15 protein-coding genes are annotated in these 15,637 nt (G+C 72.2%); 8 read left to right on the top strand and 7 right to left on the bottom strand.

What is annotated here, in order from left to right; all coding sequences use genetic code 11:
- Nucleotides 1-108 precede the first annotated feature (108 nt).
- A complete protein-coding gene (locus ACFRCG_RS44550; protein ID WP_380042381.1) occupies nucleotides 109-2,289 on the bottom strand; it encodes an MMPL family transporter in 2,181 nt (726 codons plus the stop codon).
- A 144-nt stretch (nucleotides 2,290-2,433) separates the two neighbouring features.
- Between ACFRCG_RS44550 and ACFRCG_RS44545 the strand changes: the two genes are divergently transcribed.
- The 4 genes from ACFRCG_RS44545 (at nucleotide 2,434) to ACFRCG_RS44530 (ending at nucleotide 5,576) form a co-directional block, all read left to right on the top strand.
- Entirely contained in the window at nucleotides 2,434-3,120 is a 687-nt protein-coding gene (locus tag ACFRCG_RS44545; protein ID WP_380042379.1) for a TetR/AcrR family transcriptional regulator, read from the top strand.
- Between the two features lie 77 nt (nucleotides 3,121-3,197).
- Nucleotides 3,198-3,950, top strand: a complete 753-nt coding sequence (locus ACFRCG_RS44540) for an SDR family NAD(P)-dependent oxidoreductase (RefSeq protein ID WP_380042378.1) — start codon at nucleotides 3,198-3,200, stop codon at nucleotides 3,948-3,950.
- A 143-nt stretch (nucleotides 3,951-4,093) separates the two neighbouring features.
- Complete coding sequence (locus ACFRCG_RS44535) at nucleotides 4,094-5,134, top strand: NAD(P)-dependent alcohol dehydrogenase (RefSeq protein WP_380042377.1); 1,041 nt, start codon at nucleotides 4,094-4,096, stop codon at nucleotides 5,132-5,134.
- Between the two features lie 91 nt (nucleotides 5,135-5,225).
- On the top strand, nucleotides 5,226-5,576 hold the full coding sequence (locus ACFRCG_RS44530; protein ID WP_246126865.1) for a tetratricopeptide repeat protein: 351 nt from the start codon (nucleotides 5,226-5,228) through the stop codon (nucleotides 5,574-5,576).
- A gap of 9 nt (nucleotides 5,577-5,585) precedes the next feature.
- Here the strand turns inward: ACFRCG_RS44530 and ACFRCG_RS44525 are convergent, their stop codons facing one another.
- The 3 genes from ACFRCG_RS44525 to ACFRCG_RS44515 form a co-directional block, all read right to left on the bottom strand.
- Complete coding sequence (locus ACFRCG_RS44525; RefSeq protein ID WP_380042376.1) at nucleotides 5,586-6,266, bottom strand: lysoplasmalogenase; 681 nt, start codon at nucleotides 6,264-6,266, stop codon at nucleotides 5,586-5,588.
- A complete protein-coding gene (locus tag ACFRCG_RS44520; RefSeq protein ID WP_380042375.1) occupies nucleotides 6,263-7,129 on the bottom strand; it encodes a sterol desaturase family protein in 867 nt (288 codons plus the stop codon). The genes ACFRCG_RS44525 and ACFRCG_RS44520 overlap by 4 nt, the downstream gene beginning before the upstream one ends.
- Before the next feature lie 153 nt (nucleotides 7,130-7,282).
- A complete protein-coding gene (locus ACFRCG_RS44515; protein WP_380042374.1) occupies nucleotides 7,283-8,371 on the bottom strand; it encodes a DUF2382 domain-containing protein in 1,089 nt (362 codons plus the stop codon).
- 296 nt (nucleotides 8,372-8,667) lie between these two features.
- Here ACFRCG_RS44515 and ACFRCG_RS44510 point away from each other — a divergent pair, with 296 nt between their 5' ends.
- Complete coding sequence (locus ACFRCG_RS44510) at nucleotides 8,668-9,411, top strand: GNAT family N-acetyltransferase (RefSeq protein ID WP_380042373.1); 744 nt, start codon at nucleotides 8,668-8,670, stop codon at nucleotides 9,409-9,411.
- A gap of 80 nt (nucleotides 9,412-9,491) precedes the next feature.
- Nucleotides 9,492-9,959, top strand: coding sequence for a GNAT family N-acetyltransferase (locus tag ACFRCG_RS44505; protein WP_380042372.1), 468 nt, complete (start codon nucleotides 9,492-9,494; stop codon nucleotides 9,957-9,959).
- Nucleotides 9,960-9,976: 17 nt separating this feature from the next.
- On the opposite strand, the gene ACFRCG_RS44500 is transcribed toward ACFRCG_RS44505, so the two are convergent.
- Nucleotides 9,977-10,213, bottom strand: coding sequence for a hypothetical protein (locus ACFRCG_RS44500; protein WP_380042371.1), 237 nt, complete (start codon nucleotides 10,211-10,213; stop codon nucleotides 9,977-9,979).
- A gap of 410 nt (nucleotides 10,214-10,623) precedes the next feature.
- On the opposite strand from ACFRCG_RS44500, the gene ACFRCG_RS44495 reads away from it, so the two are divergent.
- Entirely contained in the window at nucleotides 10,624-12,462 is a 1,839-nt protein-coding gene (locus tag ACFRCG_RS44495; RefSeq protein ID WP_380042370.1) for a hypothetical protein, read from the top strand.
- On the opposite strand, the gene ACFRCG_RS44490 is transcribed toward ACFRCG_RS44495, so the two are convergent.
- A complete protein-coding gene (locus ACFRCG_RS44490) occupies nucleotides 12,386-13,339 on the bottom strand; it encodes an A/G-specific adenine glycosylase (protein ID WP_380042369.1) in 954 nt (317 codons plus the stop codon). The genes ACFRCG_RS44495 and ACFRCG_RS44490 overlap by 77 nt on opposite strands.
- 181 nt (nucleotides 13,340-13,520) lie before the next feature.
- On the opposite strand from ACFRCG_RS44490, the gene ACFRCG_RS44485 reads away from it, so the two are divergent.
- Nucleotides 13,521-14,387, top strand: coding sequence for a hypothetical protein (locus tag ACFRCG_RS44485; RefSeq protein ID WP_380042368.1), 867 nt, complete (start codon nucleotides 13,521-13,523; stop codon nucleotides 14,385-14,387).
- Between the two features lie 101 nt (nucleotides 14,388-14,488).
- Here ACFRCG_RS44485 and disA read toward each other — a convergent pair whose 3' ends face one another.
- On the bottom strand, nucleotides 14,489-15,598 hold the full coding sequence (disA, locus tag ACFRCG_RS44480; RefSeq protein WP_235618650.1) for a DNA integrity scanning diadenylate cyclase DisA: 1,110 nt from the start codon (nucleotides 15,596-15,598) through the stop codon (nucleotides 14,489-14,491).
- Nucleotides 15,599-15,637: the final 39 nt, after the last annotated feature.

Here is a 15,637-nt window from a genome sequence, read left to right as displayed (position 1 = left end):
CGGGATGCGAATCCCGGGGGCGGCCCCTTTTCGTGTGCCGCACCCTCCCCCGCGTGACAGGGTGCGGCGGTGAGCGAGCCTGCCGGCCGCCGCAGCGTCCGGCACGGGTCAGCGCACGGCGCCCGGCACGTCCGTGTCGCGCACGGCGCCCCCCCGGGCGGGCAGCGCCGGGCCGGGCTCCGGGGCCGACTCGCGCAGGCCCACCCGCGCGTGCAGCCTGCGCAGCACCGGCGGGGCGTACCACGCGTGCCGGCCGAGCAGGCGCATCGCCGCGGGCACCAGCACGCCCCGGACCAGCGTGGCGTCCAGCAGGATCGCCAGCGCCGCGCCGAAGCCGAACAGTTGCAGGAAGCTCACGGTGCTGGTCAAAAACGCCACGAAGGTCACCGCGAGCAGCGCCGCGGCCGTGGTGACGATGCGACCGGTGCGACCCAGGCCCTGCCGGACCGCGTCCGCGTCGGACGCGCCCGCGTCGTGCAGTTCCTTGATCCGGCTGGTCACGAACACCTCGTAGTCCATGGACAGCGCGAACGCGATGCAGAACAGCAGCACCGTCATCGAGGTGTCCATCGGCAGCGGGGTGAAGCCGAGCAGGCCGGACAGGTGCCCGTCCTGGAAGACCCACACGGTGATGCCGACCGCGGCCATGATGCTGAGCCCGTTCAGGAGCAGTGCCCGCAGCGGTTGCAGGATGCTCCCGGTGAACAGGAACAGCAGGACGAAGGTGCTGAGCACGATCAGCCCGAAGGCGAGCGGCAGGCGGTCGCCGATCGCGGCCTTGGTGTCGACCAGGCGGGCGTCGGTGCCGCCGACCAGGGCCTCGGTGGCGTTCGGGGCGGGCACCGCGCGCACGTCGTGGACCAGGTCCTGCGCGGCGTCCGACTTGGCGGGCAGCGTGGTGATCACCGAGATCAGCCGCGCGTTCGGGCGGATCCGGTCGGGGCCGGCGGTGTCCACCCGGGCCACCCCGGGCAGCGCGGCGAGCCGGCCCGCGTAGGCGTCCACCGGGGCCTGGGCGCCGGCGCCGAGCAGGACCACGTCGAGCGAGCGGGTGTCGTCGAGGCTGTAGTCCGCGCGCAGCGTGTCGCCGACCTGGCGGGCCTGGGTGCTGGTGGGCAGGACCCGCTCGTCGGGCGTGCCGAAGGTGACCCCGAGCAGCGGCGAGGCGGCGAGCAGCAGCACCGCGACCACGGGCAGCGCGGTCAGCGCGGGCCGGCGGGTGACGAAGCCGGCGAGTCGGGACCACATCGGCGCCTCGGCGCCCTGGACCCCCTTGACGCCGCGGATGCGCATCGACTCCACGCGTGGGCCGAGCACGGTCAGCAGGGCCGGGGCGATGATCAGCGCGGCGAGCGCGGAGATGATCACCACGCCGATGCCCGCGTAGGCGAACGAGCGCAGGAAGTATTGCGGGAAGACCAGCAGCACGGCGAGCGCGGCGGCCACCGTCGCGGCGGAGAAGACGATCGTGCGCCCGGCGGTGCGCACCGTGCCCACCACCGCGTCGTGCGGGTCGTGTCCGGCGTGCAGCAGTTCTCGGTGCCGGGCCACGATCAGCAGCGCGTAGTCGATGGCCAGCCCCAGTCCCAGGGCCGTGGTGAGGTTGATCGAGAAGATCGACACGTCGGTGAGGCTGCCGAGGACGAACAGTTCGGCGAACGTGCCCATGATCGCGACGAAGCCGATCACCAGCGGGACCAGGGCCGCGATCAGGCTGCCGAACGCGAGCACGAGCAGCAGCAGGGTCAGCGGTACGGCGATGGACTCGGCGATCGCGAGACTGGTGCCGACCTGGCCGGTGACCGCCGGGCCGACCGCGGCGTCGCCGCCGATCCGGACCCGGAGCGGGCTGTCGGCGGGCAGTCGCGCGCTCTCGGGCAGTTCGGCGATGTCGTCCTTGGCCGAGTGGGCGACGAGCAGCGCGCCGCGTCCGCCGTCGGCCTTGAGGCCGGGTGCGTTGGTGGTCCAGTAGGAGGCCACCTGGTCGAAGCCCGGCGCGGCGGCCAGGGCGGCGGTGAGTCGCCGTCCGGCGTCCGCGACGGCGGGGGTGTCCACGCCGGAGCCGTCCTTGGCCCGGACCTCGATCACCAGATTCGGGCGACCGCCGAAGGTGTCCTTGATCTCGTCCTGGGCCCGGGTGGAGGCCGAAGTCGGCGCGTCGAACCCGCCCGACTTCAGTTTGCCGAAGGCTCCAAAGCCCACCCCGGCCGAGACGAGCAACACCAGTGTGCCGATCACGAGCACGGCGCGCGCTCGACGGAAGACGAGGTCCCCGAGTCGTTCGAGCATGATCATCGACCTTCCATGCGATCCGTGGGGAACGGAGGGTGCGGAGTCCGGCGGGCCATGTTGACGCCGATAACAATGTTGGCGTTGATAACTTTGCATCGAATGTGCGCGGTGTCAACATGGGGCTGGATCGAATGGAGAACCATGCCCAGCGAGCAAGCCGCCGGTACGCCGAGCCGACGCGGATATCACCACGGCGACCTGCGCAACGCGCTGACCGAGGCCGCGGTGGAGCGGGCCCGGGCGGCCGGTCCGCAGGCGATTGTGCTGCGTGAGGCGGCCCGGGCGACGGGGGTGTCCTCGACCGCCGCCTACCGGCACTTCGCCAACCACCACGAGTTGGTCGTGGCGGTCAAGGACCACGGCCTGGCGCTGCTCGCGGCGACGATGCGGGCCGAGTTGGCCAAGGGCGAGCCGTGCCCGGATCCCGGTGACGAGGCGATGCGCCGATTGCGCGCGGCGGGTCTGGGCTACGTGCGCTTCGCGTTCGCCGAACCCGGCCTGTTCCGCACCATCTTCTTCGGCGGCGCCGAGGACGAGCCGATGGTCGGCCGGCGGCAGACGGCCGAGGTCGAGGGCGACGACGGGGAAGCGAACGGTATGCCCAGCGTGTCGGACGAGTCGTACGCGCTGATGTCCGAGGCGTTGGACGAACTGGTCGCGCTGGGCCGACTCCCGCAGGAGCGGCGCAGGTATTCCGACGTGGTGATGTGGTCCGCGGTGCACGGCCTGAGCGTGCTGCTCCTCGACACGGAACTGGCCCGGCTCCCGGACGACGTCAAGGCCGACATCGTCAGCCGCGGCCTCGACGTGGCGCTGAGCGGCCTGTAGGGCGCGCTCCGGCCGGCGTCCCCCGATAGGCCCTCTCCGGCGGGCGGGTGGGGTGGCGGGATCCCAGGATCGAAGGCATGAGTGCCGACTTCGCCGCCAGGACCGCCATCGTCACTGGAGCCGCCTCCGGGATCGGCGCGGCCGTCGCCCGGCGGCTCGCGGCCGACGGTGCCCGGGTCGTGGTCGCCGACCTCGACGACGTCGGCGCGGCCCGCGTCGCCGCCCGGATCACCGAGGCGGGCGGCACCGCCCGGGGCATGCGGGTGGACGTGGCCGACCCGGACTCCGGCGCGGAGCTGGTGCGGGCGACCGTGGCGGCCTTCGGCGGCCTGCACCTCGCGGTCAACAACGCGGGCGTCACCGGCCCGCACGCGCTCACCGGCGAGTATCCGGCGGACGGCTGGCGCACGGTGATCGACGTCGATCTGGGCGGTGTCTTCCACGGGATGCGCCACCAGATCCCGGCGATGCTGGAGTGCGGCGGCGGGGCGATCGTCAACGTGGCGTCGATCCTCGCCGTGGTCGGCTTCCCGAACGCGTCCGGCTACGTGGCCGCCAAACACGGCGTGCTCGGCCTGACCCGGACCGCCGCGATCGAGTACGCGCAGCGCGGGATCCGGATCAACGCGGTCGGTCCGGGCTTCGTCGAGACCCCGCTGCTCGCCGACGCCGACCCGAAGGCGCGTGCCGCGCTGACCCGGCTGCATCCGATGGGCCGGCTCGGCACCCCCGAGGAGGTCGCCGAACCGGTCGCCTTCCTGCTCTCCGACCGGGCCTCGTTCATCACCGGGAGCTACCACCCGGTCGACGGCGGCTACACCGCGCCTTAGCAAGCACGTCGGGATACCCCGCCCCGGTAATCCATCCGGTTGGCGGGCCCTAGTCTGGAAACGACGTCGCCGGCCCACCGTGCCACCCGAGCACCAGCCATGTCACCCGCATGGGGGCCGGTACGCCGGAAAGGGAGAAACCCATGAAGGCCGTCCAATACGTCGAGTTCGGCAAGCCGGTCGAGGTGCGGGAGATCCCCGCACCCGAACCGGGCCCCGGGCAGGTACTGCTGCGGGTCACCGCGGCGGGCGTGTGCCACTCCGACATCTTCGTGATGAGCCGCCCGCCCGCCGACTTCGGCTTCGCCGCCCCGCTCACCCTGGGCCACGAGGGCGCCGGCGTGGTCGCCGCGCTCGGCGAGGGGGTCACCGGCCTGGAGATCGGCGACGCCGTCGTCGTGTACGGGCCGTGGGGCTGCGGCACCTGCCACGCGTGCGCGCAGGGCCGGGAGAACTACTGCTCGCGCGCCGCGGAACTGGGCATCCGCCCGCCCGGACTGGGCGCCCCCGGTGCGCTCGCCGAATACCTGTTGATCGACGACCCGCGCCACCTGGTCCCGATCGGCGACCTGGACCCGGTGCGGACCGTCCCGCTGACCGATGCCGGGCTGACCCCGTACCACGCGATCAAACGTTCGCTGGACAAGCTGTACGCGGGCAGCACGGCCGTGGTGATCGGCGTCGGCGGCCTCGGCCACATCGGGGTGCAGTTGCTTCGCGCGCTCTCCGCCGCGCGGGTGATCGCGCTGGACGTGAGCGAGGACAAGCTGGAGTTGGCCAGGGCCTCCGGCGCGCACATGGCGATCACCTCCGACGCCAAGGCCGCCGACATCGTCCGCGAGGCCACCGACGGACGCGGTGCGCAACTCGTGCTCGACTTCGCCGGCGTACAGCCCACCGTCGACCTCGCCGCGAAGTGCGCCGCGGTGGAGAGCGACCTGACCATCGTCGGCATCGGCGGCGGCACCCTCCCGGTCGGCTTCGGCCTGATCCCGTACGAGTGCTCGGTCAGCACCCCCTACTGGGGCTCGCGCGCCGAACTGATCGAACTGATCGACCTGGCCCGCCGCGGCGCGGTGAAGGCGCACGTGGAGACGTTCACGCTGGACGACGCCCCCGAGGTGTACGACCGGCTGCACCACGGCCGGATCAATGGCCGCGCGGTGCTCGTCCCGGGCGCCTGAGCGGGGTCCACGCACCCAAGGAATACCTGACCGGGGTATTCGGTTCTGCCGGGTGTCCGACGCCGTCACGAGCATCACGAAGGGAGCCGACGTGACGCTGACCCTGGAGACCTACCGCATGGCCGAAGGACTGGTCGAGCAGCGCGAACCGCTGCGCGCGCTGCGCCTGTTGGAGCCGGCCCTCGACGAGGAGCGCGACAACGTCGCCGTGCAGCAACTGGCCGGGCGGGCGTACTACCTCTCGCTCCAGCTCCGCCGGGCGGAGGCCACGCTGCGCCGGGTGATCGAGCTCGACCCGTGTGACGCGTGGGCCACCCACGCGCTCGGCCGCACCCTGGAGCGGGCCGGCCGAGGCGCCGAGGCGGCGCCGTACCTGCGGCTCGCGGCGGCGATGAACCCGGAGCCGGAGTACACCGCGGCGGCGGCCAGGTACGCCGACTGACCGACCCGCTCAACCCGACGAGGCGGTGGACCGAGGGTCCGCCGCCTCGTCGGCGTGCCGGCCGGGAAACGGCCACTTCGCCCAGGTGAGCGCCAGCAGCAGCTGCCCGGCCACATAGGTGGGCATCACCAGCGCCGCCTGCCCGGGAAAAAGCTCGACATCGGCCAGGCCGAGGGCGATCACCGCGTCGGAGCCCAGGAACAGCGCGCCGCCGAGTCCGGTGCGCCGATCCACCCCGGCCGCGCACACGGCCATCGCGGTCAGCAGCAGGCTGTAGCCGAGCACCGGCACCAGCAGATCGTCCAGTCCGCCGCGGACGGCGGCCATCATCGCGCCCCAGGCGAGCAGGTACACCGCCGGCAGCCACGGCGGCAGCGTGATCCCCACCCGCCGGAAGGCGAGCAGGTAGCAGACGTGCCCGACGGCGAACCCGGCCATCCCGACCAGGAACGTGGCCTCGTGATCCACCAGCAACCCCACGTCCCCGACGAACCCGCCCACGAGCGCACCGATCGGCAGCCGCGGGTCGTGCTCGGCGCCGGGCCGCGCGGCCACCCACACGAAGGCGATCAGTACCGGCATCAACAGCGTCTTGGTGACCCAGCGGGGCCCGTCCACGTCCGCCGCCGCGAGCACCGAGTCGGCGACGCCCAGCGTCAGGTAGGCGACGAGCAGCGCACGAGCCCTCACGCCGCGGCCTCGGCGGCGGCGCCCGCCGGGGCCGTCGACGCGGCCGGCGCGGGCTGCCAGCCGGGACCGCGCAGCACCCGCCCGAACCGCACCCGCCAGGTACGCGCGGCCCGCACGTCGCGCGCGATCGCCGCGTATTCGTGGAAGGCGACCCGCAGCGGGTTGTACGTCCCGATGTTCTTGGTCAGCCCGTAGTTCACCGGCTCGCCCTCGGGCTCGAAGCTGCGGAAGAGGCGGTCCCACACGATCAGGATGCCGCCGTAGTTGCGGTCCAGGTATCGCGGGTTCGAACCGTGGTGCACCCGGTGGTGCGACGGGGTGTTGAAGACGTACTCGATCGGCTTCCAGAGCCTGCCGATCCGCTCGGTGTGGATCCAGAACTGGTACAGCAGATTGATCGAGAAGGACGTGACCACCATCGTGAAGGGGAAGCCGAGCAGCAACATCGGCCCGATGAACACGATGTGGTGCGCGCCGGTCCAGGTCTGCCGCAGCGCGGTGGAGAGGTTGTAGTGCCGGCTGGAGTGGTGCACGACATGGCTCGCCCACAACAGCCGCACCTCGTGACCGGCGCGGTGCTCCCAGTAGTAGAAGAAGTCGACGCCGACGATCACCAGGACCCACGTCCACCACGTGTGCGGGAGCCGCAGCGGGGTCAGCTCGTGCAGGCCGTCCCAGGCCAGGACGGTCAACAAACCCCAGCCGAGGCCGGCCGCGATGCTGCCCAGGCCCATGGTCAGGCTCGTCGCGGTGTCCTTCACCGCGTACCCGCGCTCGTCGTCGTCGGGGGCGAAGCGATACGACACCCACTCGACGACCAGGAGGAGGGTGAAGGCCGGAATGGCGAACACCGTGAGGTCCATGCTCGGACCCTACTGGCGAGTAACGCCGGGTGGAAGGGGTGATTTCCCGCGATTTTCCCGGGCCGCGCACCCCGCGCGGGCTCGCGCGCGAAAGCCCCCGATCGCCGGCGGAGGATGCACCGGGGTGATCGGGGGCTTCGTGTGGGGCCGGCGTCACCGGTTCTTGTCGAGCCGTTCGCCCGTGCCGTCGAGGACCTGCACCCTGTCCCCGTCGTGCAGTTCGATCCGCTCGCGGCGGACCTCCTCGGTCACCCGCTGCTCGCCCTGCACCCGCTTGGAGACCAGCCGGATGCGCTCGACCGGGACGACCTCCTTGTGCACGACGACCCGCTCGGCGTGCAGCACGATCTCCAGCGCGCTCTCGCGCATGTCGGGGCCCTCGAGCGCGGCGCGGCGGTTGGAGTCGTCGATCGGCTCGCGGACGATCTCCCACTCCTCGTGCATCACCGGGACGACCTTGTCCACGCGCTCGGTCTCGACCACCTTGCGCAGCGCGGCGCGGCCGGCCTCGATCGTCTCCACGTGCACGTCGAGGCGTTCCTCGGAACGGGTGATCCATTCCATGCCGGCCTTGCCGGAGCCGGCCGCGGTCCGGGCGGTGTCCGAGGCGGCGGAGGCGGGCCGGGTCGTGACGCCGGCGGCCCCGGTGCCGGTCCGCGCGGTCGGGCGGGCGGCCCGGCCGCTCACGGCGCCGGCGGTGCCGGCGGCCGTGGTGTCCAGGGTGCCCGCGGCCCCGGCCGGCGGATCGTTCGTCCGCACCGACGGGTCGTGCTTGCCGGTCAGCTCCTCGTAGCCGTCGTCCGAACCGGCGAGCTGGGACTTGGACATGTCGGGCCGGTGCCGGGTACCCGCGGCGGCGGCCGTACCGGCGGCTCCGGCGGCGGTGCCGGCGGTGCCTTCGGTGGTCCCGGTGCGGGTCATGCCGGCCGAGGGCGTGACGCTGTAGTGGCGGTAGAGACGGGCCTCCTCCTCCGGCGACAGGTGCTCGTCGGTACCCAGACTGGGCGCCTCCTTGACCAGCTCCTTGTCGAACGGCACACGCAGGTCGTCACCCTGCATGTCGGCCGGGCCCAGCGGTACGAAGCTCTCGCGTCCGCCGAACATGCCGGTCTTGACGGTGACCCACTCCGGCTCGCCGGTGCGGTCGTCCAGGTACACCTGGCCGATGGTCCCGATCTTGCTGCCTTCGGAATCGACGACCTTGCGGCCGATCAGTTCCTGTGGGGTGACATTCGTCTTCACGAGCCAACGCTCCTGTTCCCGGAGTCGCGGCGGGGGTGCCGCCGGCCGGAGGTAGTCGTGTGGGAGCTTCGTTCTCCAGCAGACGGCGAATCGGGCGAAGCGACAACCGGAAGGGGTCGGGACGGGGTCGGGCGGTACCCCGGTGCGGCGCCGTCAACTGGGGGAATGCGATCCGCGCCGGCTCGTGCGCGGGCGGGTGGGATTTCACCCGAGTGGGTGAGTGGGCGGTGGTCGGCGGGGGTGCCCCGGCGGGGGTGGGGCGGGGGCGCTCCGGCAGGATTCGTGCGGTGTGGGAGATGGTCGAGCACGACGAAGTGGTGCGCCGCTGCGGCGGTGACGCGATGTGTGTCTGGGTCGCGCAGGGGCTGACCGGCGGGCGGCGGGCGTGGGCGAGCGCGGACGGGCGGGCCGTGGTGGTGGCCGGGGCGGGGTTGTGCCGGCACGACCGGTTGGCGGTGTACGGGCCGGTGGACGCGCTGGTGCCGCTGGTGCGCGAGGTGTCGGCCGAGGTGGGGCCGAGTTTTCGACCCTTCGGCGATCCGGAGCGGATCGACGCGCTGGTGGCGGGGGTGCCGGGCCTGGTCGAGGCGGGGTCGTTCGGGTGGATGGACCTGGCCGAGGGGGCGCCGGCGCCGGTTGGCGAGGCCGGGCGGGCGCGGTGGTTGGGGGAGGACGCGACGGACGAGGTCGCCGCCCTGATCGAGGCGGGCTTCCCCGGCTCCTATGCCAAGCCGGGGATGCCCGGGGTGGAGCGCTGGGCGGGCGTGCGCGACGCCGACGGGCGGTTGCTCGCGGTGGCGGCGCTCGCCTGGTCCGCGCCCGGGATCGGGCTCCTGGCCGGGGTCGGGGTGGATCCGGCGGCGCGTGGGCGCGGGTTGGGTCGGATGGTGTGCGCGTTCGTACTGGCCGAGGCCCGGGGCCGACACGGGCGTGCGGCGCTGATGGTCGACGAGTGGAACCACGCCGCCGTCCGGATGTACGAGGGCTTGGGCATGGTCTATCGACCGGTCAAGGCGGCGGCGTGGCGGTCGGGTTCGTAGTGCCTGTCCGGTCCGTGGGGATTCCCCCGGGAGCGGCCGGGCGTCGTGCCCCGGGCGGTCCCGATTTGTAGGCTCTCGGCATGACCATGACCATCCGCCCGGCGACCGCCCGGGATCTGTCGGGGTTGCTCGCGCTCTACGCCGAATTCCATCCGGGGGACGTGCCGCTGCCGATCGAGCAGGCGCATCCGATCTGGGCGGACATCGCCACCCAGCGCGGGCGCACGGTGCTGGTCGCCGACCTGGACGGGACGGTCGTGGGCACCGTCGACAGCGTGGTGTTGCCCAACCTGACCCGGGGCGGGCACTCGATCATGTTCGTGGAGAACGTCGTGGTCGCCGCGTCGCATCGCCGGCGGGGCATCGGCCGGCGGCTGATGGCCGCCGCGCTCACCGCCGCCGGCGACGCCGGGTGCTACAAGGTGCAACTGCTCGCCGCCGACGGTGCCGAGGTGCACGCCTTCTACCGGGCCTGCGGGTTCGACGCCCTCGCCCAGGGGTTTCGGCGATATCTGCGACCCGTCGCCGGTGGCGCGGCGCGCGGTTGAGGATGGGTCCGCGCGGGTCAGGTGCCGCTACGCCAGGGACCGCCCGTGGAGCCCTCGGGGGGATCGGTCGGGCCGTTGCGCAGCCAACCGGTGCCCCGACAGTGCGGACAGCGGGTGCCCGCCCAGATCGTCGACACCTCGCGGTGCCGGCTGCGATACACCCGGCCCGAGGTGTCCAGGCCGGTGCCCTGGCAGCCCATGCACTGGATCGCGTCGCCCGATCCGCGCCCGTCGTGGCCGGCGTCCTCCATCACCGCGTCCCCCCTTCGCTGTCGGTGTACCGCCCGCCGCGCGGCCGGATCGCGTTGCGTAGCCGCCGCGTGCACAACCAGTATTCGCCCATCGGGGGCCGAGCGCCGGCATTCGGGGCACAACGCCGCGCCGCGTCGCGGGCGGCCGGCGGAGCGGGGCGCTCGGCGAGGGCGGCGGTCCGGGGCCCGCGGCCGTCGGTCGGTCGGGCCGAGGTGGGCGGGTAATGCGTTCGCTCGGTTATTTCGTTACGTTGGAAAAGAATAGGCCCGCAAAGACGATGTCGGACGCGGTGATCGATACAGTTTTCGATCGCATTGCCGGGCTTCGGGCAGGGGTAATTCGAACGCATATTTCACCGATGTTATTATCGCGCGGATCGAAGTGTGAACTACAACAGCTCGGGGGCAGGACGATGGGCGTAGAAGGCGCCTTGGTCGAGGACCACGCGGTTGAAGGCGCGAAGGAATCCGGTCCGGAAATATCGCCACAAAGACCGTGGTATCGGCCGGACGCGCGGACCGGATGGGCCCTCGCCGTCGTCCTGGTCCCGGCCCTCCTGCTCGGCGTGGCCGCCTTCCAGCGGCGCTGGATCGGCGACGACGGACTGATCTTCGTCCGCGTTTCCCAGCAGATCCTGGACGGCAACGGACCCAATTTCAACGTGGGCGAGCGGGCCGAGGCGGCGACCTCGACGTTGTGGCCGTGGTTGCTCGCGCTGGTCGGCGGGGTGACCGGGATCGACCTGGTGGCCGTCGCGGTCTACGGCTCGCTCGGCTGTGCGGTCGTCGGCCTGGCGCTGGCCTCGGCGGGCACTCGCCGGCTCTACCGCGACCTGCCCGGCGGCGGATGGCCGCTGCCGGCCGGCGCGCTCGTGATCGCCGCGCTGCCGCCGTTCTGGGACTTCGCCACCTCGGGCCTGGAGATGGGCCTGATCTTCGTCTGGCTGGGCACGAGCTGGTGCCTGCTGGTCCGGCTGGACCGGGACACCTCGTTCCGGCGCCAGGCGTGGACCTCGTTCGCGCTCGGCATGGGTGTCCTGGTGCGGCCCGACCTCGCGCTCGGCACCATCGTGTTCGCGGTGGCCGCCTGGCTGCTGCTGCGGCCGAGCCGCAAGCGGCTGGCCGTGCTCGCGGCGTGCGGCGGGCTGCTGCCGGTGCTGTACCAGCTCTTCCGGATGGGCTACTACGGCGTGCTGCTGCCCAACACGGCGATCGCCAAGGAGGGCACCAAGACCGACGTCGGGCGCGGGTGGACGTACTTCGAGGACTACGCGAGCCCGTACAACATCTGGGCGCCGCTGCTGCTGACCGTGGTCGCGGTCGCCCTGCCGGCGACCCTCGGCCGCTCGGTGGGCGACTTCGAGCGTTACCGGATCCGGGTGCTGACCGGGACCGCGCTGGTCGCGGGCACGGTGCTGCTCGGCTACGTGATCGTGGTCGGCGGCGACTTCATGCACGCCCGGCTGCTGCTGCCGGGCACCTTCGCCTTCCTGCTGCCGGTCCTGGTGTTGCCGCTGCAACGGCTGTACGCGGGTACCGCGGCCGCGCTCGCGGTGTGGTCGCTGGTCTGCGCGGCCGCGATGCGGGTGCCGTATCAGGGGTTCGGGCCGAAGAACATCGAGGACACCCGCACCTGGTACACGGCCTGGACGGGCGAGTCGAACCCGGTCACCGCGGCGTCCTATCGGGCGGCCTTCGTGAAGCGGCTCGAAGGGGTCGGCAGGGAATGGCAGGCGGATCGGGCGACGCCCGGCGCGCAGTTCGTCTATCTGACCTACTACCACGAGCCCGACAAGTTCTGGATGTTGAACTTCGACTTCCGGTCCGCGCCGCTCAAATACCATGTCCCGGTCACCGATTCGGTCGTCTACGGCGCCCTCGGCCAGCCCGCCGTGCTGGTGCCGACCTCGGGTCTGGCGATCGACATCTTCGGCCTGGCGAATCCGCTCGGCGCACACCTCGACCTCGACTACCGCACCCGGTCGGGGCACGACAAGCTGACCTACATCGAATGGATTCTGGCCGATTTCACCCGGCCGGGCACCCCGCTCGACCTGCGCAACGTCGACCCGGCGAAGGTCGAGGCGGCCCGTCGGGCGCTGAATTGCGGCGGAATTCGCGAACTTCAGGAAGCGACCCGCGAGCCGATGTCGTTGTCCCGGTTCTGGAAGAATTTCACCGGCTCGGTGAAACGGAATTCGATGCGGATTCCGACGAATCCGATCGACGCGGAGAAGAAGTACTGTCACTGAGCGGACCGGCCGGCAGGCGGTACACGCCCGCCGCCAACGGTTCCACCAGCCCGTCGGCGACCAGCCCGTCCAGCGCTCGCGCGCGTTGGACGGGTTCGTCCCACACCGCGTCCAACGCGGCCTGGTCCACCGGTTCGGCGCTGTCCCGCAACACCGCGAGCAGCCGGCCCCGGACCTGGCGATCGGTGCCCGCGTACGTCTGCCCACGTCGCGGCGGACCCGTGTAGGCGGGCTTGCCGGCCAGCCGCCACGCGCACAGCGCCGCGATCGGACACCCCACGCACTTGGGCGACTTGGCCGTGCACACCAGCGCGCCGAGCTCCATGATCGCGACCGCCCAGGTCGACGCCGTCTCGGCGGTGGCGGGCAACAGCGTGGTCGCGGTGCGCCGTTCGGCCGGCGTGGTGGCCTGCGGCGGATACTCGACGCCGTCGATCGCCCGGCCGATCACCCGACGCACGTTGGTGTCCAGCACGATGTGCCGCTGTCCGAACGCGAACGAGGCGATGGCGGCGGCGGTGTACTCGCCGACCCCGGGCAGTGCGAGCAGGTCCGCGTGTTCGCGCGGGACCTCGCCGTCGTGCCGGTCGACCATCGCGGTCGCCGCGCCGTGCAGACGCAGCGCGCGGCGCGGGTAGCCGAGCCGGCCCCACATCCGCACCGCCTCGCCCGGCTCGTCGGCGGCCAGCGCGGCCGGGGTGGGCCAGCGCTCCAGCCAGGCCGTGTAGACCGGCAACACCCGGGCCACCGGGGTCTGTTGCAGCATGAACTCGCTGACCACCACCGCCCACGCGGTCGCGTCGGGGGTGCGCCAGGGCAGATCGCGGTTGTTGGCCGAATACCAGTCGAGGATCGGCTCGTGCAGTGCGTGTGACATCTCCCCCCGATCCTCGCACGTTACGGGTGGTCACTCGGGCGGGTGACGGTGGCTTCTGCCCGCAAATGCCGGAATAGGCTCGCGACCAGGGCTTCTTCGGTCGCGACACGGCCGGAAAATCCAACGCTTCGGACGGTGTGGCTACACCGGACGGCGTAACGATCTCCCCTAGAGTTTGCGCGTGGACTCGATGCGCCGTCCCGTGGGTCACCTGCCGTCAACCGTCTATTGGCGTCGGCGGGTCGTCGTGCTGCTCGCCCTCGCGCTGTTGATCGCGCTGGTGGCCTGGGCATGCACTGCCGGTGGGGACTCCGACGACAAGAAGAACGCCTCGGACAAGAAGCCGATCCCGTCGGGTTCGGTCTCGCCCGATCCGAGCGCCATCACGCCCGGGGCCAACCCGACCAACGGCGCCAACCCGCCGATCCCGGGCGGGAGTACGGGCACGCCCGGCGGTACCTCCGGCACCTCCTCGGGCACCTCCGCCGGTACGTCGGCCGGCGCCTCCGGTCAGCCCGGTGGGCAGAGCGGGCAGAGCGGCCAGTCGGCGGGCGGCGCGGGCACCCCGGGCGGCGGCACGGTCCCGGGTGGCGGCAAGCCCGCACCGGGCGGGGGCACCTGGTGCACGCCGGCCATGATCCGGGTGCAGATCCAGCCGGTGGAGGCGGGCAAGAGCGCCTACAACGCCTCGCAGAACGTGGCCCTGAAGGTGATCGTCACCAACGAGTCCGGGCCGACCTGCTACGTCGACCTCGCGCCGAGCCACGCCTACATCGAGGTGTTGTCCGGCAGTGACCGGCTGTGGAGTTCGGCCGACTGCGCGGCCGGCCCGGGCACCGACGTGCGCCAGATCCAGCAGGGCGCCTCGCAGGCCGTGTCGATCACCCGGGACTGGGCCTGGACCCGCTCCGACGCGCGGCAGTGCGCCACCAACGGCGGGCAGACCAAGGCCGCCCCGGCGGACAAGGCCGCGTACCGGGCCAAGGGCGTGCTGGCGGGCCTGGAGCCCTCCGGCGAGTTCATCTTCACCGCCACCGTCGGCAAGTAGCGGCGGACCGGCACGGCGGGATCCGAACGCGGGACGAGTAACACAACGGGAAGGGCCCCGGCGCCGAGCGCCGGGGCCCTTCCCGTGTCACCGCCGAGCGCTCAGACGTAGCGCTCCAGGATCGAGGACTCGGCGAGGCGGGACAGGCCCTCGCGGACGCTGCGGGCCCGGGCCTCGCCCACGCCGTCCACCGCCTGGAGGTCGTCCACGCTGGCCGCGAGCAGCTTCTGCAGGCCGCCGAAGTGCTCCACGAGCCGCTCGATCACCACCGGTGGGAGCCGGGGGACCTTGGCGAGCAGTCGGTAGCCGCGGGGGCTGACCGCCGAGTCGAGGACCTCGTGGCCCGAGGTGAAACCGAGCGCGCGGGCCACCGTCTGCAGGTCGAGCAGATCGGCGTGGGCCAGGCCGTCGAGTTCGTCGAGCACGTCGGCCTCGGTCCGGCCGCGCTTGATCGCGCGCTCCGGCACGTAGTCGCGGGCGACCAGCTTGCGGTCGTCCTCGACACCCGCGATCAACTCTTCGAGTTGCAGGGAGAGCAACCGGCCGTCGACCCCCAACTCGGTGACGTAGCCGTCGATCTCGCGGGCGATCAGGCGCACCATCTCCAGCCGCTGGGACACCGCGCACACGTCGCGAACGGTGACCAGGTCCTCGATCTCCAGGGCGGACAGCGTGCCCGACACCTCGTCGAGGCGCAGCTTGTAGCGCTCCAGCGTGGCCAGCGCCTGATTGGCCCGGGACAGGATCGCCGCCGAGTCCTCCAGGACGTGTCGCCGACCGTTCACGTAGAGCGCGATCAGGCGCATGGACTGGCTCACCGAGACCACCGGGTAGCCGGTCTGCTTGTTGACCCGCTCGGCGGTGCGGTGCCGGGTGCCGGTCTCCTCCGTCGGGATCGACGGATCCGGGACGAGCTGCACGCCCGCCCGGACGATCTTCGTGCACTCGCGGTCGACCACCACCCCGCCGTCGAGCTTGCACAGCTCGCGCAGCCGGGTCGCGGAGAACTCGACGTCGAGCACGAAGCCGCCGGTGGACAGCGCCTCCACCGCCTTGTCGAAACCCAGCACGATCAGGCCGCCCGTGTTGCCCCGGAGGATGCGCTCCAGGCCGTCGCGCAGGGCGGTGCCCGGGGCCACGGACTGCAGCGCGGCCCTCACGAGAGCCGCGTCGGCACTCGTGCCCTTGTCGGTCCGGTCATTCGTAGCCACAGAACTCCCCGTGGTCGTCGCCATCCTCGGCCGGCCATC

The organism is Embleya sp. NPDC056575 (assembly GCF_042793325.1).
Lineage (GTDB): Bacteria > Actinomycetota > Actinomycetes > Streptomycetales > Streptomycetaceae > Embleya.
This window is presented reverse-complemented; position numbering and strand designations above follow the sequence as displayed.